Here is a 22,513-nt window from a genome sequence, read left to right as displayed (position 1 = left end):
AACGCGGCGTGCTTTCTTGGTTGTAGCGCCGCGTCAGGTCAGCGTTTCGAGCATCCGCACCAGGAGCTGGGCGCGCGGCACCAGCGAGGCGTAGCTGATCTGTTCGTCGAGCGCGTGGGCGCCGCGGCCGTCGGCGCCCAGCCCATCGAGAGTCGGGATGCCCAGCGCGGCGGGAAAGTTGCCGTCGCTGACGCCCCCGGTGAGCGGCGTGTCTTCCAGCACAAAGCCGATCTCGGCGGCGCACGCCTTGGCGTGCTCGAACAAGGCGGTGATGCCGGCGTTCTTCTCGTAGGGCGGCCGGTTGATACCGCCCGTCACCTCGACGCGGCAGTCGGGATCGAACGGCGTGCGCTGCAGCACTCGGTTGACGACGGCATCGACGTCAATGCCGGGCGGCACGCGCAGGTCGATGGTGGCGGTGGCAAGCGCCGGCACCACGTTGGGCGCGCTGCCGCCGCTTGCCATGCCGACCACGACCGAGATGCCTTTGTCGTAGTCGGTCATCGCTTCGAGATCGAGGATCTGGCGCGCGAGCTCGCGCAGCGCGCTGCGGCCGTCCTGCGGCCGCGAGCCGGCATGCGAGGCACGGCCGGTGATGGTCATGTCGAAGCGGCCCCATCCCTTGCGCGCCGTCACGCACTTGCCGCCGTCACGCGCCGGCTCCATGACCAGCACGTACTTCGACTTCAGCGCGGCGGCCTCGATGGCGGCGCGGCTGGTCGGGCTGCCGACCTCCTCCTCGGGGATATAGAGCACGCGCACCGGCAGCTTGGTGCGCCGGCCTTCGCGGACGAAATGTTGCAGGGCATAGAAGCCCATGTAGGAGCCGGCCTTCATGTCGTAGATGCCCGGCCCGAACACCGCATCGCCTTCGCGGCGGAACACGTGGGTGGTCGCCAGCGCGCCGACCGGATGGACCGTGTCGAGATGGCCCATGATCAGGATGCCGGGCTCGTCCTCGTCGCCCCACGGTGCGCGCGCTTCGAGGATGTCGCCGAAGCCGTCGCGTCCCGGCGTGCGCTTGGTCGGCGCGCCGATCCGCGCCAGGTCGCTCTCGACCACGTCGACCAGGCGGTTGACCGCGACGCCGTCGTGGCTCGGCGTCTCGATTTCGACCCAGCGGCGGATGCCGGCCAGGATCTCCTCGCTGTCGAAGGTGGGAATGTTGGAACGGGCGGGGGAGTCGGTCATGTCACGCCAGAGTTCGGTTACGGGGGAAGCTCGCGCCAGCGCAGGCAGCTTACCAGATGGCCGGTCGTTGCCGGCTCGGGCTCGGGGCGACTCAGCGCGCATTGCAGCTCGGCGGCCGGGCAGCGCGGATGGAACGCACAGCCCGCCGGAACGGCGCCCGGCTTGGGCGGCTCGCCCAGCACCGGCGCGTTCTGCACCAGTTCGCTGTCGAGCCGCGGCGAGGCCGCGAGTAGGGCGCGGGTGTAGGGATGGCGCGGCATGCTGAACACTTCGTCGGTCGGCGCGATCTCGACGATGCGGCCGAGGTACATGATGGCCACGCGATCGCACAGCCGGCGCACGACCGAGAGGTCGTGGCTGATGAAGAGATAGGTGAGACCGAGCCGCGCCTGCAGGTCACGCAGCAGGCGCAGCACCGTCGCCTGCACCGACAGGTCGAGGCCGGCGGTGGGCTCGTCCAGGATCACCAACCTCGGCTCAAGCACCAGGATGCGGGCAATGCCGACACGACGCAGCTGGCCGCCCGACAGCTCGTGCGGATAGCGGCCGGACGTCGCCGGATCGAGGCCGACCTCGGCGAGCGCGCGACGCATGCGCACCTGCCGGTCGGCGGCCGAGCGGTTGCCGCGGATTTTCAGGCCCTCTTCGAGCGAACGGCCGATCGACCACCAGGGATCGAGCGCGGCGCCGGGATCCTGATGGACGTACTGGATGTCGCTGCGCACGCGCCGGGCTTCGATGGGCGCCAGGCCGCCGACGGCGCGACCTTCAAGGATGATGTCGCCCGCGCTCTCGCGCTGCACGCCGAGCAGGGTTCTGGCCAGGGTCGACTTCCCGCAGCCGCTTTCGCCGACCAGCCCCAGGATCTCGCCGCTCCTGACCTGGAGATCGACGCCATCGACGGCGCGCACGCCGGCGCTGTGTCGGCCGATCAAAGGTCGGGACTGACCGAGCACGGTCGCGAGGCTGCGCGTTTCGAGGAGCACGTCGCGCGCGGCGGTCATGGCGTGGCGCCCTGCGGGAGGGGAAGGCGGTAACGAGGGCAGGCCACGTCGTGGCGCTCCGACGTTTGTTCGATGATGGGCCGCGCACTGGCGCAGTCTGCGACGGCGATCGGGCAGCGCGGGTGGAAGCGGCAGCCTTGTGGCGGCGCGAACGGGCTCGGCACGCTGCCCGGGATGCCGCCGAGATCGGTCGCGCGATCGGGGTGGCAGGCCAGCAGCAGGCGGGCATAGGGATGGGCAGCCTCGTTGATCAGTCGCCGCGTCGGCGCGGCCTCGACGGTCTGGCCGGCATAGATCACGCTCACCTCGTCGCAGAGCTGGGCGACGACGCCGAAATCGTGGGTCACGAACAGCATCGAGAGGTCGAATTCGGCGACCAGATTGCGCAGCAGCATCAGCACCTGCTGCTGCGTCGTGACGTCGAGCGCCGTCGTCGGCTCGTCGGCGATTAAAAGCCTCGGCTGGCACGACAGGGCGGCAGCGATCAGCAGCCGCTGACGCTGGCCGCCAGAGAATTCGTGCGGATAGCGTTCGAGGGCGCGCTCCGGATCGGGCACCTGCACCGCGCGCAAAAGCTCGACCAGGCGTTCGCGATGGCGCCCCTTCCACTGCGGCGGCGCGTGCCAGCGCATGGTCTCGAGCATCTGGGTGCCGACGCGGAACACCGGATTGAGGGCAAGGAACGGATCCTGAGGAATGAAGCCGATGGCGGCGCCGCGGACCTCGCGCGCCAGCACGTCGGGCGGCAGCTTCGCGAGATCGCGACCTTCGAACACAATCTCGCCGGCATCGATGCGCGCGCGCGTCGGCAGGACGCCCAAGATGGCCTTGATCAGGGTCGACTTCCCGCAGCCCGATTCGCCCACGACGCCGACGATGCGGCCGCGCGGAATTTCCAGGTCGACGCGATCGAGGATGCGCGCGATGCCTTCGTCGCCCCTGATCGACACGGCGAGGTTTGAGACTTTCAGCAGCGCGTCGTTCATCGCGAGCGCCTCAGGCGGGGATCGACCAGGTCGCGCAAGCCGTCACCCAGCAGGTTGAAGCCCAGCACGGCGATCAGGATGGCCAGGCCGGGGAAGGTGGCGAACCACCAGGTCTCGGGCAGGAACTTGCGGCTTTCGGCGATGGCGAGGCCCCAGTCGGGATCGGGCGGCGTGGCGCCGACCCCGAGGAAACCCAGCACGGCCGCGGTCAGGATGGTGAAGCCCATGCCGATCGTGGCGCGCACGATGATGGGCGAGGCGGCGTTGGGCAGGATATGCAGGAACACGATGCGCACGGTGGAGGCGCCGACGCCCTGCAGGGCCTCGACGAACAGCGAGGTCCTGAGGCGGCGCGTCTCGGCGTAGACGGTGCGGGTGAAGAACGGCCAGTAGGTCAGGGCGAGCGCCAGCATGGCCGTGCTGAGGCCGGGCTTCATGAGCTGCGCCAACGCGAGCGCCAGGATGAGCTGCGGCACGGCCAGCACCACGTCGGTGACGCGCATGATGAGCTCGCTGCGCCAGCCGCCGAGGTAGCCGGCGAACAGCCCCAACGGCACGCCGATCAGCATCGCCGAGCCGACCACGGTCAGCGCGATGACGAAGGCGCTCTGCGTGCCCAGCACGACGCGGCTGAAGATGTCGCGGCCGAGATTGTCGGTGCCGAACCAGAACTCCGCCGACGGCGGCTTGAAGCGCGCCAGCAGGTTCGACTGGAAGGCGGCCTCGGGATGGGGCGCGAGTTCGGTAGCGAACACCGCCACGAACAGGCCGAACAGCACGATGGCGAGACCCATCACCGCCGGCACATCGCGCAGGAATTTCAGCGCTATCAGCCTCATAGCTGCTCGGCGACGCGCGGATCGAGCAGGCCGTGCACCAGGTCGACCAGGATGTTGATCACGGCGTAGATCACGCCGACAACGAGAGTCACCGCCAGCACCGCCTTGTAGTCGCTGCTCAGGATCGCCTGCACGGCGTAGCTGCCGAGGCCGGGCCAGTCGAAGATCGCCTCGACCGCGACCGCGCTTGACACCAGGGCGCCGAACAGGAGCCCGATCTGCGTGACGGCGGCGATCACCGAATTGCGCAGGACGTAGATCCAGACGATGCGGTGCCTCGGATAACCGACAGCGGTCTCGTACTGCACGAAGTCGCGCTGCATGGTGTCGAGCACGCCGACACGGGCGAAGCGGGCGATGGTGGCGAGTGCCGGTACGGCAAGCGTGATCGCCGGCAACGCGATGTGCCGCAGGCTGCTGACGAACTGGTCCCAACGCCCGGCCAGCAGCGAATCGACCAGGAAGAACCCGGTCACGCTGGGCGGTGCGCCGATATTCACCCCGATGCGGCCGCGCAAGGGCAGCCATTCGAGCTCCATCGAGAACAGGAGCTGCAGCATGATGGCGAACCAGAACGACGCCACGGCGAGCCCGCCCACAGTGACGACGCGCACGACATGGTCGAGCAGGCCGTTGTGGTGAACGGCCGACAGCGTGCCGAGCGGGATGCCGATCAGCGTCGCCAGCAGCAGCGAGACGAAGATCAGTTCGAGCGTGGCGGGCAGGGTACGGCGCACGTCATCCATCACCGGCCGGTTCGAGAACACTGAGTTGCCGAGGTCGCCCGACGCGACCTGGCCGACATAGATGGCGAACTGCTCGTAGAGCGGCCGGTCGAAGCCGTACTTGCGCCGAATCTCCTGGACCTGCTGCGGAGTCGCGGTTTCGCCCGCGAGCGTGGTGGCGGGGTCGGCCGGCACCACGCGCACCAGCACGAAGGTGAGCACCATCAGCCCGAGCAGGGCCGGGATGGCCAGAAGCAGACGGCGGATCAGGAAGAGGAGCAACGAGTAAATTCTCTGATGAGCAAAACACGTCTTAACAACCTAGGCTCCTCTCACCCTCATGCTCCTCTCCCCCGCTAGAGGGAGAGGTTGGGAGAGGGGGCTACGCACGTCGATTCCCCCTCTCCTAGCCTCTCCCTCTAGCGGGGGAGAGGAATATGAAGTCGAAGAGAAGAGCAGGAGCGCGGCGCGTTCAGACCTTGGCTCACTCCGACAGCGACATCCAGCGCAGGTCACCGCCGCCGCCGACCGGGCTGAACTTGTAGCCCTGCACGCGCTTGCTGAGCCCACGCAGCTGGATGGTGTTGTAGACCCAGATGTCGGGCGAATCCTCGACGATGCGCGCCGTTGCCTGCTGGTAGAGCTTGTCGCGCTCGGCCTTGGTGCTGGTCGAGCGCGCCTTGCGCAGCAGCTCGTCGACCTCGGGGTTGCCGTAGTAGGACGACGCCTTCCAGGTGCCGAAGAACTGCGTGTCGTACATCTGGCCGATCCAGTTCTCGGGATCGACGAAGTAGGTGCTGACCCAGTGGATCCAGAGGTCCGGCGAGGTTTCGGGCTTGCCGGTCGCCGAGGTGATCTGCGGCCAGGTGCTGGGCACGATCTTCATCTTGATGCCGAGCTTCTGCAGGTCGGCCTGGAACATCTGGGCAGCCTGCGAGGTCTGCTCGAGCTCGCTCTGGATGTGGATCTCGACCTCACGATCGAGCTTGGCGCCTTCGGCCTTGGCCTTGTCGCAGTACGCCTTCGCCGCCGCGGGATCGAATTTGTAGCCCGCGAGGTTGGGCGGGTTGCCCCACAGGTTGCGCGGATTGGGACCGGGATTGCGGTCGACATAGCCCTTCAGGATCACCTGGTTGAAGCCGTCGTAGTTGAAGGCCGAGGCGAAGCACTTGCGGGCGTTGGCGTTGTCGAACGGCGGCTTCTTGTTGTTCATGCGGATAATGAAGACGCGCATGGATTCGTCTCGGGCGACGCGGGTGCGCGCGTTCTTCTCGACCCGTTCCACCTGGTCGGTCGGCAGGTAGGAATCGGTGGCGTCGATCTCGCCGCGCATCAGCGCCAGCACGCGCGTCGACGTCTCGGCCACGGGACGGGAGCGCACCAGGTCGATCGGCTTGGCATTGTCGGCCCAGCCCTTGAAGTGATCCTTGTTGCGAATGAGGTCGAGCGCTTCGCGCGGCCGGTAGGACGCCGGATCGAGGCGATAGGGGCCGCTGCCGGCGTCGTTGGCCGAGAGCCACGTCGAGCCGAAGTCGTTGTCCTTCACGTTCGCCTCGACCTGCTTCTGGTTGACGATGGCAACCAGCGGGATGGCGGCGAGGAACGGCGCATAGGGCTTGTCGAGCACGAAGCGCACCGTCTCGGCGTCGGGTGCCGTGACGTTGTCGGGCTTCAGCACCGGCAGGAAGGCGCCAGCCGGCCCGCGCTTCATGCCGAGCAGGCGGCGGAAGCTGTAGACCACGTCGTTGGCGCTGACCGGGCTGCCGTCGTGGAACTTGGCGCCCGGGACCAGCTTGAAGGTCCAGGTCAGGCCGTCCTCGCTCACCTGGTGGGCCGAGGCCAGCCACGGCTGCAGCTCCGGCGGATTGCCCGAGTAGCGATAGAGCGTGTCGTACATGTTGAGCAGGATGAACTGCATCGGCACGTCGAAGATGGCATGCGGATCGAGGCCCGCCGGCAGAGTGTCGCCCCAGACCAGGACGTTCTTGTCCTGCTGGGCCTGCGGCGGCGTCGGTGCCGCCCAGAGGCCGAGCGCCAGTGCGCCGGCCAGGGCCAATGTCGTGAAGCGTGTCATGCGGTCCCCCTTCTTCCCTTCCTGTACTGCCGTGATCCCCGGTCGCGACTCTGAGCCCGCTGGTATCGCAGGGCAAGACCCGCAGGCGCGATGCTCCTTGCCGCAGGCAGGAACGCTGCCCTAGGCTTGCCAAAAGCGTGCCAGCGATCGGGAGAGTTTCGATGTCCGGCGTGAGCAGCGAAGAGATTCCCATTATCGACGTGTCGGGCGCCATCGCTGGCGACGCCGATGCACTTGCGCGCTGCGCCCAGGAACTGCGCCATGCCTACGAGGATGTCGGCTTCTGGTTCATGACCGGGCACGGCGTGCCGCAGTCGCTCGTCGACCAGGTGTTCGTCGAAGCCAGCCGGTTCCATGCCCAGCCGCTGGACGACAAGCTCAGGCTCAAGATCAACGAGCACAATATCGGCTACCTGGCGATGAAGGCGGCAACCACGCGCCATTCGGACGTCAGCACCAACAACAAGCCCAACCTCAACGAAGCATTCTTCGTCAAACGTGACCTGCCGCTCGATCATCCCGATGTGATCGCCAACAAGCGCTTCCGCGGCGCGAACCAGTGGCCGGCCGGATTGCCGGGCTTCCGCGAGACGGTCGTTGCCTACTGCGATGCGCTGGAGCGGGCGGCGCTGTCGATCCTGCCGGTCTACGCCGCCGCGCTCGACATGCCGCCACAGCACTTCGCGCCGGCTTTCCGCGAGCCGCAATACACGCTCCGCATGTCGCACTACCCTCACACACCGGTGCTGACGGACGGCGAGTACGGCCTGGCGCCGCACGCCGACACCTCGTTCATGACCTTGCTGGCACAGAACAAGGTGCCGGGACTGTCGCTGCGCACCGCGTCGGGACGCTGGATCGACGCGCCGGTGATCGAAGGCGCATTCCTGGTCAATAGCGGGCAGATGCTGAACCGGTGGAGCAACGGCCGTTTCCGCGCCACGCCGCATCGCGTCGTGAATCGTTCCGGCGGCGAGCGCTACGCCATCCCGTTCTTCTTCGACTGCACGATCGACCACGAGATGGTGTGCCTGCCCTCGTGCACCGACGCGGCGCATCCGATCAAGTACGAGCCCACGACCTACACGGCGTTCATGACCTGGTACCAGAACCAGAACTACGACCATGTCCGCAACGCCGAAGGAGTGCGATTGCAGGCGAACTAAGCCAACTAAAAAAGCCAATGGGAGGAGAGCACCGTGAAGTTTTCTCGCCGCTTACTCTTGAATCTGGGCATAGGGGCAGCCGCGTTGCCGGCCGTATCCGGCGTCGCGCAGGCACAAGCCTGGCCGTCACGGCCGGTACGCATCGTCGTCGGCTTCCCCGCCGGCGGGGCGACCGACATCATGGCGCGCCTGATGGGCGAATGGTTGACGCAGCGCCTCAGCCAGCAGTTCATCATCGAGAACAAGCCCGGCGCCAGCGGCAACATCGGAACCGAGCTGGTCGCCAGGGCACCCGCGGATGGCTACACGCTGCTGCAGGCTGTAACTCCGAATGCGATCAACGCCGCGCTCTACAGCAATCTCAGCTTCGACTTCGTCAAGGACATCGCGCCGGTCATCTACCTCGCCCGGCTGGCTTACGTCGTCGTGGTGAATCCGTCGGTCCCCGCCACGACGCTCCCTGAGTTCATCGCCTACGCCAAGGCCAATCCGGGCAAGATCAACTACGGGTCGGCCGGCCAGGGCACGCCGCAGAATATTGCCTGCGAACTCTTCAAGATGATGACCGGGGTGAATCTGGTCCACGTCCCGTACAAGGGAGGCGCGCCTGCGGTCGCCGATCTGCTCGCCAATCAGGTGCAGGTGATCTTCGCACCGGTGTCGGAGTCGATCCAGCAAATCAAGGCCGGCAAGCTGCGCGCGCTGGCGGTAACGCCGGCGAAGCGATTGGATGTGCTGCCCGACGTGCCAACGGTGGCAGAGTTCGTGCCTGGCTATGAGGCCAGCGGTTTCGCCGGCATCGGCGTGCCCAAGGGCACCCCGGCCGCAATCATCGACCTGCTGAACAAGGAGCTCAATGCCGGCCTCGCCGATGACAAAGTCAAAGGCCGGATCGTCGAGCTGGGCGGCACGGTGATGGGCGGCTCGCCCGCGGAATTCGGGACGATCGTCGCGGAGGCCACCGAAAAGTGGGCGAAGGTGATCAAGTTCGCGGGCATCAAGGCCGAATAGGCCAATCCCCAGTACAGGGTAGCCGAGCAGGGGGCGGCACGGTATAGGCCGGCCCCATGACTGCGATCGACCGTGAAGCGCTGCGGCGCAAGTACCGCGAGGAACGCGACAAGCGCCTGCGCTCCAACGGCAATGCCCAGTATGTGCAGGCAGCCGGCGTGTTCGCCCGCTACCTCGACGATCCCTACACGCCGATCGAGCCGCGCGCTGCGAAGACCGATCACGTCACCTTCGCCTTCGTCGGCGGCGGCTTCGCCGGGCTGGTGACGGCGGCGCGCCTGGTCGAGGCCGGCGTGAAGGACGTGCGCATCGTCGAGAAGGGCGGCGACTTCGGCGGCACCTGGTACTGGAACCGCTATCCCGGCGCGCAGTGCGACACCGCATCGATGGTCTACATGCCGTTGCTCGAGGAGACCGGGCACCGGCCGACCGAGAAATACGCGCACGCGCCCGAGATCCTGGAGCACTGCCGCCGCATCGGCCGGCACTTCGGCCTCTACGACAACGCCCTGTTCCACACCGAGGTGCAGGACCTGTCGTGGGACGGCGAGCGGTCGTGCTGGGTCGTCCGCACCAACCGCGGCGACGTCTTCACCGCGCAGTTCATCGGCCTCGGCACCGGTCCGCTGCACGTTCCCAAGCTGCCCGGCATTGCGGGCATCGAAACGTTTGCCGGCCACTCCTTCCACACCAGCCGCTGGGACTACGCCTATACCGGCGGCGACCCCTTCGGCGCGCCGATGACCAGGCTCGCCGACAAGCGGGTCGGCATCATCGGCACCGGCGCCACGGCCGTGCAGTGCGTGCCGCACCTTGCGCGGTCGGCAAAGGAGCTCTTCGTCTTCCAGCGCACGCCGTCTTCGGTCGATGTCCGCGCCAACGCGCCGATCGATCCCGGGTGGTTTTCCGGTATCGCCACGCCGGGCTGGCAGCAGCGCTGGCTGGAGAATTTCACCGCGAACCAGGCGGGAGGGACGGCGACCGAGGATCTGGTGCAGGACGGCTGGACCGACCTGTCGCGCCGCATTCGCCAGCGCATCCTGACCTTGCCCAAGGAGCAGCGGACGCGTGAGAACATGCTGTCCGCGTTCGAGGACGCCGATCACGAGAAGATGGAAGAGATCCGCGCCCGCGTCGACGCGATCGTCGGCGATCCGGCGACGGCGCAGCACCTCAAGGCCTGGTACCGCCAGCTGTGCAAGCGGCCGTGCTTCCACGATTCCTACCTGCAGGCCTTCAACCTGCCGGGCGTCCATCTGGTCGACACCGACGGCAAGGGCGTGGAGCGCATCACGCCGGCGGGCGTGGTCGTGGCCGGCGTGGAGTATCCGCTGGATTGCCTGATCTACGCCTCGGGCTTCGAGGTCGGCACCGAGTATCGCCGCCGCGCTGGGTTCGACCTGGTGGGCCGCGACGGGCTGAAACTGTCCGAGTATTGGAAGGAGGGGATGCGCACCAAGCACGGCATGCACGTCCATGGTTTCCCCAATGCCTTCTTCGTGCAGCCGACCCAGGGCGCGAACCTGATCTCCAATGTCCCGCACAACCTGACCGAGGCCGGCCGCACCATCGCGCTCGAGGTCCGGCACGCCCTCGACGGCGGCTTCCGCGAGATCGAGGTGACGAAGCAGGCCGAGGATGAATGGGTGAAGCTGTTGTTGACGGGCATGGGCCGCATGACCGGCGGCGCCGACTGCACGCCCGGCTACTACAACAACGAGGGACAGGACGCCGGTTTGGCCGCCCGCCTGGCCGTCGGTTACCCAGCCGGCGCCTCGGCCTATTTCAAGTATATCGACGAATGGCGCCGGTCCGGCCGTTTCGAGGGGCTGACGTTCCGCTGAAACGCAGGTCTTCATACCAACAGGCATCGGAGGCAAACCTCCGTACAACAGACCGACGGGCATGGAGTGCCTACCTGTTGTCCATGATCACGTCCCCGAGTCGTGATCCAGACCAGTTGTAGGAGATTGATATGCGCGTCCCTTTTTGAGTGTCGCGGCAATGTTGATCTTGGCGGGATGCGCGGGGCAGCGCCCGGCGACCACGGCGACCCCAGCACCCGTCTCGGCACAAACAGCGCAGCTCACCCCTGAGAACGACCCTCAGAATTGCCGCGAATTCACCGCGCCGGTGACGGTTGGAGGACAGCAGCAGCAAGCCGTCGGGTGGGCGTGCCAGCAGCCCGATGGCCGCTGGCGGGTCACCCAGAATACGCCCGGCCTGCCGGAGCAGGTCTATACACTGCCGCCGCAGGCGATCCATTTGTATCAATACCCCGAGCCATACTGGGATCCCTGGTTCTATGGGCCGGCCTTTGTCGGGGGGCCGGTCTTCTTCTTCACCGGTGGTTTCCACCATTTCCATCACTTTCATGGGTTCCACCGTGGCAGTTTTCACCATGGCGGCTTTCATGGCGGCCGCAGGTGACTCAACTGCGTCGCGCGCGAGTCGGCCACGATTCATACGAAGGTTTAGGGCCGATTAGACGAAGAAGCGGAAAGACCATCCGGACATAGGCACGGATAGTCCCTTCACTCGTGCACGACGGCAGGGCAGGGACGAACTCATGAGTGTCACGACAGCGCTGGCTCCGCGATATTTTGCTGGTCTTCCCGTCGCCTCCTGGGCGTTCGGCGTTCGCGTCTGGCTCGCCGTCGTTGTCGCGCTGTACGCCGGCTTCTGGCTTGAGCTCGAATCGCCCGCCTCGGCCGCCATCACCGTCGGAATCCTGGCAGTCCCGACCCGCGGCCAAGCCCTGGAGAAGGCCGGCTTCCGGCTTGGCGGAACGGTCATCGGCGTGATCGCGTCGATCGTCCTCGTCGGCAGCCTTTCCCAGGCGAGGGACCTGTTCTTCCTGGCGTTCGCCGCATGGGTCGGCTTTTGCGTCTATGTGGCGACCCTTTCGGATGGCTTCCGCGCCTACGGCGCGGTGCTCGCCGGCTACACGGTGGCGCTCGTCGCCATTCAGCAGATCGACACACCAAATAACGTTTTCGACTTCGGCATGCAGCGTGGGGCCGCCATTGCGCTGGGAATCGCCGCCATCGCCCTCGTCAACGACCTGCTGGCCGCGCCCGACCGGCACCTGGCGTTGGCGGCCCAACTCGCCGCCCTTCATCGCCGCGTGCGCGACAATGCGACGGCGGTCATCCGCAGTGAGGCGGCCGATCCCCTGGTGACGGCGGGGCTGCTACGGGAAATCGCCGCGTTGCGGCCCGAGATCACGAGCCTGGTGGCCGAATCGAGCAATGGCCCGACCCTGGTCGCCGCTGCCCGCAGCACGGCCGTGGCGCTGGTGGCGGAAGTCCACGCAGCGCGTGTCCTGCAAGCGCTGCCGGCTGACGCCGATCTGGCCGTCCGCGATCGCATGACGTGGGCTCTTGAAGCGGGCGATGACTGGCTTGCTTCGATGGCCCCCATGAGTGCGCCCCTGGAGTGGGCCTTCCGGGAGCTGCTGCGACGCGATCGCGATGTGCGCGAGGCCCTTGCGGCTCTGCGATCGGGCAATCGGCCTCTGCGCACCTGGCGGACACCGTTCTACGCTTGCCATCGCCTCGCCGCGGAGACCGGGGTGCGGGCCGCGCTGTGGCTGGCGCTGGCGTCGGTCGTCTTCATCCTCGCCGGCTGGCCGGCCGCGGCGGCCTCGCTCGTCCTGATCACCGCCTTCATGGGATTGGGCGTGATTACGCCCAATCCCCGTGCGTTCACGATGGCCGCGCTCATTGCCTGCCCGATCGGCGCCCTGCTTGCCGGCGTGCTCGACTTCCTGGTTCTCGGCGACGTCACGGAGTTCCCGCTGCTGGCGCTGGGGCTTGCCCCCTTCATGATCGGTTCGGCCGTGTTGACGACCCTGGCGAACCCGCTGCTGGCCGGCATCGGCCGAATGAACCTGATCGTCATCCTGGTCGTTGCCGGGCTCACCAATCAGCAGACCTACAATGCGGAAGTCTTTTTGGAGACGGCGCTGCTCGTCTGCCTGGGGCCGGCCGTGTTGTTGGCAGCACAGATCCTCGTCCAACCCGTTTCCGATGAGCGCCGCCAACGGCTGCTGATCGCATCGGCCCGGCATGAGGTCGGGCGGGCTCAGCCCTATGAACCGGAAGAAGCGATGTTCCGCGACGCCGTGCGGATCGGCCAGATCGCGGGGGTCGGCGTGCCCGGCCCGCAGCACCGGGTCATCGTGGAGGAAGCGCTCGCGCTGTTCGACCAGGCTGCGCTGATCCGGCTGAGCGACACGAGGCTGCGCGGACTGCCGGCAGGTCTCGCAGATCAGGCGCGGCGCTCCCTGGTCGACCGGGACACGCAATCCATCCGACGGGTCGCTGCCTACATCCAGGAGGCTGCACCCGCAACAAGCCTCGCACTCCAGGTCGCAAGTCTCGTCATGGGGGAGAAGGCGCCATGACGCATCCATTTAGCGAACTGGTCGTAGGCGGCGTGCTGCTGGCGCCGTTCGTCACCTATGCCGTGGCGGCGCTGGCAATCTTCCTGGTCCTTCGGCCGATCCTTCGTCTTTCGGGCTTTGCCCGACTGTTCAGCCATCCGCCGATTGCCGAGCTCAGCGTCTACGTGACGGTGCTGGGCCTGCTGACGGTGTTTTTCTAGGGGGATGCTCATGGGCCGCGCGATCCAATTGTTGCTGCCGTGGATGCGGAGACTGGCGACGCTGGCGATCATGGCCGTGGCGGGCGTCGTGGCTCTCGTGACCTGGGACTATTACGTGACGGCGCCATGGACGCGCGATGGACGGGTCCGCGTGCAGGTCGCCAGCGTGGCCCCGCAGATATCAGGTCAGATCACCGAGCGGCGCGTCGTTGACAATCAGTTCGTTCACAAGGGCGACGTGCTTTACGTGATCGAGCCCTTCGATTTTGAGGTCACCGTGCGCACCAACAAGGCGATACTGGAGCAGAAGGCGGCCGATCTGCAGGTCAAGCAGGTCCAGTCCGACCGGCGCCAGCATCTGTCGAACATCGCCACCACGCCGGAGGAGCAGCAGGTCTTTGCCGGCACGGCGCTGCAGGCGAAAGCAGCCTTCGATGCGGCCCAGCAGCAGCTCGCGCAGGCCGAGATCAATCTGCGACGCACCCAGATCCGCAGCCCGGTCAACGGCTATGTCACCAACCTCCTGATCGGCATCGGCGACTACGCGCAGCAGGGAAGCGTCATTGTTTCCGTCATCGACAGCGACAGCTACTGGATCGACGGCTACTTCGAGGAGACCAAGATGGCGCGGGTCTGCATCGGCGACCGTGTCGAGGCCAAGCTGATGGGCTATGCGCAGCCGATCGTGGGTCATGTCGCGACGGTCACCCGCGGCATTGGCGTGGCGAATGCGGCGTCGGGCGTGCAGGGATTGCCCAATGTCGATCCGGTCTACACCTGGGTGCGCTTGGCGCAGCGTGTGCCGGTGCGGATCGCGATCGACCGGGTGCCGCCGGGTGTTCCCCTGGTCGCCGGCATGACGGCGACGGTGACGGTGCGGAAACCTGCGGAGGGCCGGAGCGGCCAGGACGGGAGTGGGCCGGGCGCCGTACTGGCGGGACTGAAAGCCCGGCTTGCCGATGTCTTCGACGGACCGCCTGCCAAGCCCGAGTGTATCAAGGCGACCACAAACGGCCAGACCGAATCACTCACCGAGGAAGTCGAGGAAATGGGCCTGACGCCGGGACAGATCAATCCCGGCCTGGCTCCCGGCATGACCGCCTCGCCGACAAGCCGCTAAGGGAATAGTCTCAGCCCCTTGTTCGGGATTTCCGAACACAAGGAGAGCCTATGGCCGAGCCAAGCCTGGCCGAGACGAATGCCTTCGTGGCCGTCCTCGAGCAGAAGAGTTTCACCAAGGCCGCCAGGCATCTGAGCCTGTCGCCGCCCAGGGTCAGCGAGATGGTGCGCCAGCTCGAGGAGACGCTGGGCGTGCGGCTCATCGAGCGCACGACGCGCTCGGTGGCGCCGACCGTCGCGGGCGAGCGCCTGCTGGCGCGGCTGCGACCCGTGCTCGACGACTATCGCGCCGCGCTCGACCTCGTGAACGACTTTCGCGAGAAACCCGCTGGCGTCGTGCGCCTCACCGTCGCTCCGCCCGTAGCCTATCTCGGGCTGATATCCAGCATCAGCCGCTTTCTCGTTGCCTACCCGGAGATCAGCGTGGAGATCTCCGCCGACAGCGCCCTCACCGACATAGTGGCCGGCCGCTTCGATGCCGGCATCCGCCACGCCGAGCGGCTGGAGCGCGACATGATCGCCGTGCGCATCAGCGACGAGGTCCCGACGGTGACGGTTGCGGCGCCGTCCTATATAGCGCGTCGCGGCAAGCCGCAGACACCGCAGGAGGTTGCCGAGCATGATTGCATCCGCATTCGCCTGGGCGGCGGCGCGCTCATCCCATGGCGCTTGCGGCTCAGCCGGCGCGTCGTCGAAGTGCCGGTCGGGGCACGCTTCATCGTCAATGACGGCCGGATGGCGATGCAGGCGGTCCTCGAAGGCGCCGGACTGCTGCAGATGCCCCGCAACGCGGTCGAACGCGACTTCGCGGCGAAGCGGCTGGTCACCGTGCTCGACGATTACCAGCCGCCGCCGCTCGCGGGCTTCTTCCTCTACTATCCCAGTCGCCGCCAGATCCGGCCGGCGCTCAAGGTGCTGGTCGATTTCCTGCGCAAGCGCGACCGGCGCCCCTAGGCCAGGTCAGGCGGCGGCCGTAGCGACCACATCGCCGGTCAGGCGTCCGATCTCGGCCAGCGCCTTGCCACGATTGGTGTTGGCCGCTTCCGGTCCCATGGCCAGCCCCTCGAGATGGATGAAGGTCACGTCGGTCAGGCCGAGAAAACCCAGCGCGGCCCTGAGATAGGGTTCCTGGAAGTCGAAAGCTGCCGCCGGTGCGCCCTTGCTGTAGACGCCGCCGCGGGCGGCCAGGACGAACACCTTCTTGCCCTTGAGCAGGCCCTCGGGACCGTTCTCCGAATAGCGGAAAGTGCGGCCGCGGCGCGCCACGTGGTCTATCCACGCCTTCAAGGTCGAGGGGATCGAGAAATTGTACATCGGCACCGCGAGCACGATCGTGTCGGCAGCCTCGATCTCGGCGATCAGCTCGTCGGACAGTGCGGCGGCCGCCCGCTGGCTGCTGGTGTGCTCATTGGCCGGTGTGCCCATGGCGGCGAAGGTCGCGCCATCGAGATGCGGCATGGTTTCCGGCGTCAGCGCCCGCTCGACGACCGAACGATGCGGATAGCGCTTCAGGAAGTCGCGCGCGAGACCCAGCGACTGGGAGTTCTCGCCGAACACGCTGGAATGGATGAGAAGGACATTGCTCATGACGGGCTCCGTGTCGTGATGGGTGGACGTGTTGACGGAGCAAAGATGGTCGGAACGGGCCTCCCGGATAAGCCGGAACAATGTGAATGGGCCTTGTGGCTTTCCCGAATAATGCCTCGGGCTTCATTGTTCTGAAAAGCCGCATAGGCTATTCGCACTATTCCATATTATCGATCGGTATGCCTGGTCCCAAACATCGGGACCGTCGGGGCGCGCGAGTTCGCCCGCGGCGCGGGCCACCTGAGAGGAGACCGACGATGGATTCGCTCGTTAAGGATGTTGGAACCGTGCGGCCGATCATTCACCGCACGTTCGGCCAGACGCATGGCCCGATCACGCGACTGGCGAGCCCAGGCGATCTGGGCGGATTGCTCAAGCCATTCGTCTTCCTCGATCTCTTCGACAACGGCGGCCGGGCGTTTCCGGGCTTCGGGCTGCATCCACATTCCGGCATCGCGACGTTGACTTACCTGGCCGAAGGCAGCGCCGGTTACGAGGACACCACGGGTGCCCGCGGTGTGCTGGCAGCGGGCGGTATCGAGTGGATGCGGGCGGGCGGTGGTGTGTGGCACGGCGGTGGCGCCGGCAAGCCCGGCCGCGCCCGCGGCTTCCAGCTCTGGATCGCCTTGCCGCCGCATCTCGAGCTTGGGCCGTCCGTCAGCATCTACCAGAGCGTCGACGATGTGCCGGTCGCTGGGCCTGCGCGTGTGCTGCTCGGTGCCTATGAGGGCGCGAGCAGCGCGATCGAGGCGCCCTCGAGCATCAACTATCTGGCCGTCCGGCTCGCCGCCGGCGAGCGTTGGCGGTACGCGCGGCCGGTGGGCCATGATGTGCTCTGGGTCGCCGTCGGCAAGGGTGCCATCGCGACCCCGGACCGGGTCGCCCACGGCGAGCTTGCGATCTTCGCGCCGGGCGAGGGTGCCGTCGAATTCCTGGCCGAGGCGGACACGGAGTTCATGCTGGGCTCGGCAGTGCCGCATCCCCACGATCTCGTGCTGGGCTATTACTCGGTCCACACCAGCGCCGATGCCTTGGTGAAGGGCGAGCGCCGCATCGACGAGATCCGCGCGGAGCTTGTCCGCCAGGGTCGGCTCCGCTGAACGACAGGCGTGACGACGCCTAGTTCTGCAACACGCCGAGCGCTTTCAGCTTCGCGATCTCGTCGGCGGAGTACCCGGCATCGCACAGCACCGCCTCCGAATGCTGGCCGACGGTGGGGGCGCGGGCCGGCGCGACCTTGGTCACACCGTCGATGTGGAAGGGACTCGACACGGTGAGGTGGGCCCCGTCGGCGAACGGAACGAGAGCGCCGATCTTGCGTGACTGCTCGTCGTCCGCGGCTTCATCGACGGAGCACACGGGCCCGAACGTCACGCCCGCCTTCTCCAGGATTGTCCGCCATTCGGCGAGATCACGCTTGGCAAAGACCTCGTCGAGGATCGCGGTCAGCGCCTTGGCGTTCGCACGCCGCGATGGCTGCGTTGCAAAGCGTGGATCTTCGGCAAGATGCTCGGCCTCGATCGCCTTCAGGAAACTCGGGAGCTGACGGGCCTCGTTGTGCAACGCCATCAGGAACCACCGCCCATCTCGACAGCGATAGTGGTTGGCGAGCGCGCTTGGTGTGGCCTCCCTCGGCGGCCGGTGGGCGACGTGCTCGCCGAACAGGCGATTCTGTACATAGCAGCCATTGGCCCACAGGCCATTCTGCAGGAGCGAGGTCTGCGCGACGCCGCCCCGTCCCGTTTTCTCGCGACGATAGAGCGCTGTCACAATGGCCGCATACAGCGCCGTCGCGGTCGGATGGTCTCCCATGCCCGGCATTGATCGTACCGGCTCGGTCTCGGTCGTGACCCGCACCATGTCCATCAGGCCTGTGCGCGCCCAGTAGGCAGTTGCGTCGAAGCCAGTGCGGGCCGCCTCGTCGCCAGCTTCGCCATAGGCCGTGATCGAGCCGTAGATCAGTCGCGGGTTGACCTTCAGGAGGTCGGCGGCGGCGATCTTCAGGCGCTCGCGCACCGGCAAGGGGAAGTTGGTGACGAAGACGTCTGTCGAGGCCAGCAGGCGGTAAAGCACGGCGAGGCCCTCGGGGGCCTTGAGATCGATGGCCAGGCTCCGCTTGTTGCGCGACGTCAACTGCCACCAGTAGTCGGTGACCTTGCCGGGGACCGGCGTCGATGCTCGCCACGGATCGCCTGCGCCCGGCGGCTCGAGCTTGATCACCTCGGCGCCGAAGTCCGAAAGAATGGTGGCCGCTGCCGGACCCGCGATCCAGCTTGCGCAGTCGATCACCCGCAGACCTGAAAATATTCCGTCGCTCATCGTTACAAGCCCTCTCAAACTCGCGGTTTGCCGATGCCGTAGAATGCGGCGCAGTTGTCGCCCAGGATCAGGTCCTTCTCCCGCGCCGTGAGGAACGGACAGTATTTGCGTACGTAGTCGATCGATTGCCTGTAGGTGCAGAAGCGCTCGACGTTGGGCATGTCGGAACCCCACATTAGCCGCTCCACGCCCAACTGGTCGCGCATACTTTCGATTAGCGATTGCGCCTCGGAATAGGGGTAGTCCCAGACGCCGCCGTAGGTGATCGGGAACATGACTTCCAGCACCAGCGGCTCGTGGCGGTAGACAGCCAAGAGCTCCTCGGGGAATTCGTAGCGGCCGTTCTTGGCAAAGAAGGCGACCGGCGGGCTCATCGCCAAGTGCACGCGAAGATCGCGATGGCGCACCAGGACCCGCCCCAGTGCCACGATGTGGGCCATGTAGCCCGCTTTGTCGTAGGTCGGTCCCGAGCTTAGCTCGAGGCAGAGCACGATGCCGAGCTCGGCAAGCCTGGTCCAGAACGGCGCCATCTCCTTGGCATCGAGCGGCCAGGGGAAGCCATGGCGGCTCATCGAATCGACGTTGAAGTAGAGGCCGCGCTGCTTCAGCACATGGAAGGCATGATCGACCTTGGCGAGCTCGGCCTTGGTGCCCGCCATCGCCTCGTCGACATGCATCAGGCCGGTCATGCGATCGGGATACTGCTGCTGGGCGAAGGCGTTCATCTCCGTCATCGCGCCGTAGGCGCCGCCCGCCTGCAGGACGCAGTGGTCGACGCCGGCATACATCATCTGCGCCAGCATCAGCTCCGGCGGCGCCGTCATCTCCTGCATGCCGACCGGCATGTACTGGATGACGTGGTCCTCGCCCTGGTGGGTGAACTCGAGCTGGCCGAAGCGGCCGACGCGAAAATCGACGTCTGTCAGGCCGCTCCAGCCCGCATCGTCCGGCCGGTACAGCGCCTTGGTGTCGGCGGACGCCCAGTCGCGCGTGCGGAAGGTCGAAGCGGCCGTTCGCGTGATCATGCGCTGCAGGTAGCGGTTATGGACGTCGCGCGACGGATGCCCACAGGCGCCGATCCAATGCGTGAACACGTGGGCGTGACAATCTATGATCATGCTCCCCCTCACAAAACGTGCGGAAGTCTATGGGAATTTCAGGCATCGCGCTCGGCCAGTCAGACCCCCGCATCGCCGATACCTTGCGCAAGAACGCGCTCGGGGCGCCCCACATCGTCTTCTTCGTCATTGCGGCGGCAGCGCCGCTTACGGCCGTGGTCGGTGTCACGCCGGCCGCCTTCCAGCTCGGCGATGGACCCGGCGTGCCGGTCACCTTTCTCCTGGCCGGCGGCCTTTACCTGCTGTTCTCCGCCGGTTTCACCGCGATGAGCGGCTTCGTGATGAGCGCCGGCGGCTTCTATGCCTACGTCAAGGCGGGTTTGGGCCCTGTGTTCGGCCTGGCGGGTGCGTTGATCGCGCTCTCGACCTACACCAGCGTCGCGGCCGCCCTGTACGGGTTGTTCGGCTTCTTTCTCAACGACCTCGTGCGCCTGAACGGCGGACCCGACGTTGCCTGGTGGATCTATGCCGTCGCACTGGCGATCGTCATCTTCGCCTGCGGTTCGCGCAGCATCGAGTTCAGCGGTCGCCTGCTGGGCTGTTGCATGGTGGCCGAGATCACGATCCTGCTGGTGCTGAGCGTTGCGATCCTGGTGACGGCAGGCCCGGCGAGGCCGATCGCCTTTGCGCCGTTCGGCCTCCAGGCCGTGCTTGCGCCCGGGCTGGGCGTGGCGCTCGTCTTCGTCGTGTCGTCCTTCCTCGGCTTCGAGGCCACCGCGATCTTCGGCGAGGAAGCGCGCGAGCCCAGGCGCACCATCCCGCGGGCCACCTACATCGCGGTAACGCTGATCGCCGTCTTCTATGCATTCACGACCTGGACGATCTCGCTCTACTACGGGCCGGACCATATCCAGCAGCAGGCCGCCAGGAACACGGCCACGCTCTATCTCGATGCCATCAACACGCTGCTCGGCCGTCCGACCGGCTTCCTGATGGAAACGCTGCTGGCGGTGAGCCTGTTCGCCTGCGGGCTGTCCTTCCACAACACCATCAACCGCTACCTGTTCGCGCTCGGCCGCGAGGGCTGTCTGTGGCGGGGTTTCGGCCGCACGCATCACCGCCACCATTCGCCGCTGGTATCCGGCGTGGCGCAGATCGCGAGCGCCATGGCCATCGTGCTGGCGTTCGCGCTGGCGGGATCGGATCCGTATGGCGTGGTGTTCGATTGGATGAGCACGTTCGGCGCCCTCGGCATCTTGGTCGTGCAGGCGATGGTCTCGCTCGCGGTCATCGCCTTCTTCTGGCGGGACAAGAGGGGGCTGACCGTCTGGCGGCGATTGATCGCGCCGGCACTGAGCGCCATCGGCCTCGCGACATGCACCGTTCTGATGGCCGCGAATCTTGACCTGGTCAGCGGCTCCAAGTCGCTCGTGGTGCAAAGCTTTCCTGCACTGTTGCTGCTGATCGGACTGGCTGGTGCGGGACTCGCCGTCTGGATCAAGCGGCGTATCAGCAGCCAATAGGAAAGCTGGTCCATTACGTCCGGCAGAAATCGGCCGGCCTGTGCTATCTTGCGTTCACACCGTGGAGGAAGACAAAAGATGAGCGTGCGTGCAGGCCGCGAGTTCCTGGCCATTCCCGGACCGACGACGGTTCCGGACGAAGTGTTGCGGGCCATGCACCGCCCGGCCGTCGATATCTACTCCGGGCCATTGCTGGCGCTGACCGACGGGCTGCTGAAGGACATCGCCCGTGTGTTCAACACCACGGGCCGCGCCTACATCTACATCTCCAACGGCCACGGTGCCTGGGAAGCCGCCCTCACCAACGTGCTGTCCAAGGGCGACAAGATCCTGGTGCTGGAGAGCGGCCGCTTCGCCATCGGCTGGGGCGAGAGCGCCCGCCGCATGGGCGTCGAGGTCGAGATCCTGAAGGGTGACATGCGCCGCGCCGTGCGGCCGGCCGAGGTCGAGGCCCGGTTGAAGGCCGACAAGGGCAAGACCATCAAGGCCATCCTGGTCGCGCAAGTCGACACCGCCTCGGGCGTGGTGAACGACATCGCCGCCATCGGCCAGGCGGTGCGCGCTGCGGGTCACGATGCGCTGCTGATGGTCGATGCCGTGGCGTCGCTGGGCTGCATGCCGTTCAACATGGACGAGTGGGGCGTCGACGTCGCCATGTCGGGCTCGCAGAAGGGCATGATGGCGCCTCCGGGCCTGGGCTTCGTCGTCGCCAACGACCGCGCGCGCGAGGTCCACAAGAAGGCGGGCCTGCGCACGCCGTACTGGGACTGGACCGACCGCGAGGGCGACCAGCACTACCAGAAGTACGCCGGCACGCCGCCCGAGCACCTGCTGTTCGGTCAGCGTCAGGCGCTCGACATGCTGTTCGCCGAGGGCCTCGACAACGTGTTCCGCCGCCACCAGCTGCTGGCCGAAGCGGTGCGCCGCGCCGTCGGCATTTGGGCCGAAGGCCAGGCGATCGGCTTCAACATCATCGAGCCCAGCGAGCGCTGCGACACGGTCACGGCCGTGCTGGTGAACAGCGGCCGCAATCCCGAGGCGCTGCGCGCCTATTGCAACGAGAAGTGCGGCGTCATCCTGGGGCACGGCATCGGCGAGCTGTCGGGCAAGGCCTTCCGCGTCGCCCACATGGGCCACGTCAATGCGCCGATGATCCTCGGCACCTTGAGCGTGATCGAGATGGCGCTCAATGCGCTGGAGATCCCGCACGGCAAGGGCGGCGCCCAGGCCGCGATCGATTGGCTGGGCCAGCAGGTCAAGGCTTAAGGGAGCGCGGGCCTCTGGCCCGCATCATGATCATGAG

General features: G+C 66.7%; 20 protein-coding genes. 11 read left to right on the top strand and 9 right to left on the bottom strand.

Annotated features, from left to right (window positions below; translation table 11 throughout):
- Positions 1–33 precede the first annotated feature (33 nt).
- From RSO01_RS15110 to RSO01_RS15085, 6 genes are all read right to left on the bottom strand, one after another.
- Entirely contained in the window at positions 34–1,191 is a 1,158-nt protein-coding gene (locus tag RSO01_RS15110) for a M20 family metallopeptidase (protein ID WP_147149942.1), read from the bottom strand.
- 17 nt (positions 1,192–1,208) lie between these two features.
- Positions 1,209–2,195, bottom strand: coding sequence for an oligopeptide/dipeptide ABC transporter ATP-binding protein (locus RSO01_RS15105; protein ID WP_147149941.1), 987 nt, complete (start codon positions 2,193–2,195; stop codon positions 1,209–1,211).
- Positions 2,192–3,181 carry an ABC transporter ATP-binding protein gene (locus RSO01_RS15100; RefSeq protein ID WP_147149940.1) on the bottom strand — a complete coding sequence of 330 codons (990 nt, stop codon included), beginning with the start codon at positions 3,179–3,181 and terminating at the stop codon, positions 2,192–2,194. The genes RSO01_RS15105 and RSO01_RS15100 overlap by 4 nt, the downstream gene beginning before the upstream one ends.
- Positions 3,178–4,020 carry an ABC transporter permease gene (locus RSO01_RS15095; RefSeq protein ID WP_147149939.1) on the bottom strand — a complete coding sequence of 281 codons (843 nt, stop codon included), beginning with the start codon at positions 4,018–4,020 and terminating at the stop codon, positions 3,178–3,180. The genes RSO01_RS15100 and RSO01_RS15095 overlap by 4 nt, the downstream gene beginning before the upstream one ends.
- Positions 4,017–5,027 carry an ABC transporter permease gene (locus tag RSO01_RS15090; RefSeq protein WP_218037343.1) on the bottom strand — a complete coding sequence of 337 codons (1,011 nt, stop codon included), beginning with the start codon at positions 5,025–5,027 and terminating at the stop codon, positions 4,017–4,019. The genes RSO01_RS15095 and RSO01_RS15090 overlap by 4 nt, the downstream gene beginning before the upstream one ends.
- A 202-nt stretch (positions 5,028–5,229) precedes the next feature.
- Entirely contained in the window at positions 5,230–6,819 is a 1,590-nt protein-coding gene (locus tag RSO01_RS15085) for an ABC transporter substrate-binding protein (protein ID WP_147149938.1), read from the bottom strand.
- Positions 6,820–6,980: 161 nt separating this feature from the next.
- Here RSO01_RS15085 and RSO01_RS15080 point away from each other — a divergent pair, with 161 nt between their 5' ends.
- The 8 genes from RSO01_RS15080 to RSO01_RS15045 all read left to right on the top strand — a co-directional run bounded on the left by RSO01_RS15080 (position 6,981) and on the right by RSO01_RS15045 (position 15,677).
- Complete coding sequence (locus tag RSO01_RS15080; protein ID WP_147149937.1) at positions 6,981–7,985, top strand: isopenicillin N synthase family dioxygenase; 1,005 nt, start codon at positions 6,981–6,983, stop codon at positions 7,983–7,985.
- Positions 7,986–8,018: 33 nt separating this feature from the next.
- On the top strand, positions 8,019–8,996 hold the full coding sequence (locus RSO01_RS15075; RefSeq protein WP_147149936.1) for a Bug family tripartite tricarboxylate transporter substrate binding protein: 978 nt from the start codon (positions 8,019–8,021) through the stop codon (positions 8,994–8,996).
- A gap of 56 nt (positions 8,997–9,052) precedes the next feature.
- Positions 9,053–10,840: a flavin-containing monooxygenase gene (locus RSO01_RS15070; protein ID WP_147149935.1), complete on the top strand. Its 1,788-nt coding sequence runs from the start codon at positions 9,053–9,055 to the stop codon at positions 10,838–10,840.
- A gap of 160 nt (positions 10,841–11,000) precedes the next feature.
- A complete protein-coding gene (locus RSO01_RS15065) occupies positions 11,001–11,426 on the top strand; it encodes a hypothetical protein (protein ID WP_147149934.1) in 426 nt (141 codons plus the stop codon).
- Positions 11,427–11,565: 139 nt separating this feature from the next.
- A complete protein-coding gene (locus RSO01_RS15060) occupies positions 11,566–13,404 on the top strand; it encodes an FUSC family protein (protein ID WP_147149933.1) in 1,839 nt (612 codons plus the stop codon).
- Positions 13,401–13,604 (top strand): DUF1656 domain-containing protein, encoded by a 204-nt coding sequence (locus RSO01_RS15055; protein ID WP_147149932.1) that lies wholly within the window; start codon positions 13,401–13,403, stop codon positions 13,602–13,604. The genes RSO01_RS15060 and RSO01_RS15055 overlap by 4 nt, the downstream gene beginning before the upstream one ends.
- 10 nt (positions 13,605–13,614) lie before the next feature.
- On the top strand, positions 13,615–14,724 hold the full coding sequence (locus RSO01_RS15050) for an HlyD family secretion protein (protein ID WP_246158425.1): 1,110 nt from the start codon (positions 13,615–13,617) through the stop codon (positions 14,722–14,724).
- 50 nt (positions 14,725–14,774) lie between these two features.
- The gene (locus RSO01_RS15045; RefSeq protein ID WP_147149930.1) at positions 14,775–15,677 is read left to right on the top strand and encodes a LysR substrate-binding domain-containing protein; all 903 of its coding nucleotides are present in this window, start codon (positions 14,775–14,777) and stop codon (positions 15,675–15,677) included.
- A 6-nt stretch (positions 15,678–15,683) separates the two neighbouring features.
- On the opposite strand, the gene RSO01_RS15040 is transcribed toward RSO01_RS15045, so the two are convergent.
- Complete coding sequence (locus RSO01_RS15040) at positions 15,684–16,310, bottom strand: FMN-dependent NADH-azoreductase (protein ID WP_147149929.1); 627 nt, start codon at positions 16,308–16,310, stop codon at positions 15,684–15,686.
- A gap of 257 nt (positions 16,311–16,567) precedes the next feature.
- Between RSO01_RS15040 and RSO01_RS15035 the strand changes: the two genes are divergently transcribed.
- Positions 16,568–17,410 (top strand): pirin family protein, encoded by an 843-nt coding sequence (locus RSO01_RS15035; RefSeq protein ID WP_147149928.1) that lies wholly within the window; start codon positions 16,568–16,570, stop codon positions 17,408–17,410.
- Between the two features lie 19 nt (positions 17,411–17,429).
- Here RSO01_RS15035 and RSO01_RS15030 read toward each other — a convergent pair whose 3' ends face one another.
- Complete coding sequence (locus RSO01_RS15030) at positions 17,430–18,629, bottom strand: CaiB/BaiF CoA transferase family protein (protein ID WP_147149927.1); 1,200 nt, start codon at positions 18,627–18,629, stop codon at positions 17,430–17,432.
- A gap of 14 nt (positions 18,630–18,643) precedes the next feature.
- A complete protein-coding gene (locus tag RSO01_RS15025) occupies positions 18,644–19,747 on the bottom strand; it encodes an amidohydrolase family protein (protein WP_147149926.1) in 1,104 nt (367 codons plus the stop codon).
- Between the two features lie 29 nt (positions 19,748–19,776).
- Here RSO01_RS15025 and RSO01_RS15020 point away from each other — a divergent pair, with 29 nt between their 5' ends.
- Together RSO01_RS15020 and RSO01_RS15015 are read left to right on the top strand one after the other, a co-directional pair.
- Complete coding sequence (locus RSO01_RS15020; protein WP_174825934.1) at positions 19,777–21,210, top strand: APC family permease; 1,434 nt, start codon at positions 19,777–19,779, stop codon at positions 21,208–21,210.
- Between the two features lie 78 nt (positions 21,211–21,288).
- Entirely contained in the window at positions 21,289–22,476 is a 1,188-nt protein-coding gene (locus tag RSO01_RS15015; RefSeq protein WP_147149925.1) for a pyridoxal-phosphate-dependent aminotransferase family protein, read from the top strand.
- Positions 22,477–22,513: the final 37 nt, after the last annotated feature.

The sequence above is a fragment of the Reyranella soli genome, from assembly GCF_007992495.1.
Classification (GTDB): domain Bacteria; phylum Pseudomonadota; class Alphaproteobacteria; order Reyranellales; family Reyranellaceae; genus Reyranella; species Reyranella soli.
The sequence above is the reverse complement of the archived record's forward strand: the minus strand, read 5'-3'. Positions and strand labels throughout refer to the sequence as shown.

Bases quoted from the DNA above. Each gene is read 5' to 3' on its own strand.
- RSO01_RS15080 (WP_147149937.1), top strand. From the start codon at position 6,981: ATGTCCGGCGTGAGCAGCGAAGAGATTCCCATTATCGACGTGTCGGGC.
- RSO01_RS15100 (WP_147149940.1), bottom strand. From the start codon at position 3,181: ATGAACGACGCGCTGCTGAAAGTCTCAAACCTCGCCGTGTCGATCAGG.
- RSO01_RS15050 (WP_246158425.1), top strand. From the start codon at position 13,615: ATGGGCCGCGCGATCCAATTGTTGCTGCCGTGGATGCGGAGACTGGCG.
- RSO01_RS15020 (WP_174825934.1), top strand. From the start codon at position 19,777: ATGGGAATTTCAGGCATCGCGCTCGGCCAGTCAGACCCCCGCATCGCC.
- RSO01_RS15085 (WP_147149938.1), bottom strand. From the start codon at position 6,819: ATGACACGCTTCACGACATTGGCCCTGGCCGGCGCACTGGCGCTCGGC.
- RSO01_RS15035 (WP_147149928.1), top strand. From the start codon at position 16,568: ATGGATTCGCTCGTTAAGGATGTTGGAACCGTGCGGCCGATCATTCAC.
- RSO01_RS15060 (WP_147149933.1), top strand. From the start codon at position 11,566: ATGAGTGTCACGACAGCGCTGGCTCCGCGATATTTTGCTGGTCTTCCC.
- RSO01_RS15045 (WP_147149930.1), top strand. From the start codon at position 14,775: ATGGCCGAGCCAAGCCTGGCCGAGACGAATGCCTTCGTGGCCGTCCTC.
- RSO01_RS15095 (WP_147149939.1), bottom strand. From the start codon at position 4,020: ATGAGGCTGATAGCGCTGAAATTCCTGCGCGATGTGCCGGCGGTGATG.
- RSO01_RS15030 (WP_147149927.1), bottom strand. From the start codon at position 18,629: ATGAGCGACGGAATATTTTCAGGTCTGCGGGTGATCGACTGCGCAAGC.
- RSO01_RS15110 (WP_147149942.1), bottom strand. From the start codon at position 1,191: ATGACCGACTCCCCCGCCCGTTCCAACATTCCCACCTTCGACAGCGAG.
- RSO01_RS15025 (WP_147149926.1), bottom strand. From the start codon at position 19,747: ATGATCATAGATTGTCACGCCCACGTGTTCACGCATTGGATCGGCGCC.
- RSO01_RS15040 (WP_147149929.1), bottom strand. From the start codon at position 16,310: ATGAGCAATGTCCTTCTCATCCATTCCAGCGTGTTCGGCGAGAACTCC.
- RSO01_RS15070 (WP_147149935.1), top strand. From the start codon at position 9,053: ATGACTGCGATCGACCGTGAAGCGCTGCGGCGCAAGTACCGCGAGGAA.
- RSO01_RS15055 (WP_147149932.1), top strand. From the start codon at position 13,401: ATGACGCATCCATTTAGCGAACTGGTCGTAGGCGGCGTGCTGCTGGCG.
- RSO01_RS15105 (WP_147149941.1), bottom strand. From the start codon at position 2,195: ATGACCGCCGCGCGCGACGTGCTCCTCGAAACGCGCAGCCTCGCGACC.
- RSO01_RS15065 (WP_147149934.1), top strand. From the start codon at position 11,001: ATGTTGATCTTGGCGGGATGCGCGGGGCAGCGCCCGGCGACCACGGCG.
- RSO01_RS15015 (WP_147149925.1), top strand. From the start codon at position 21,289: ATGAGCGTGCGTGCAGGCCGCGAGTTCCTGGCCATTCCCGGACCGACG.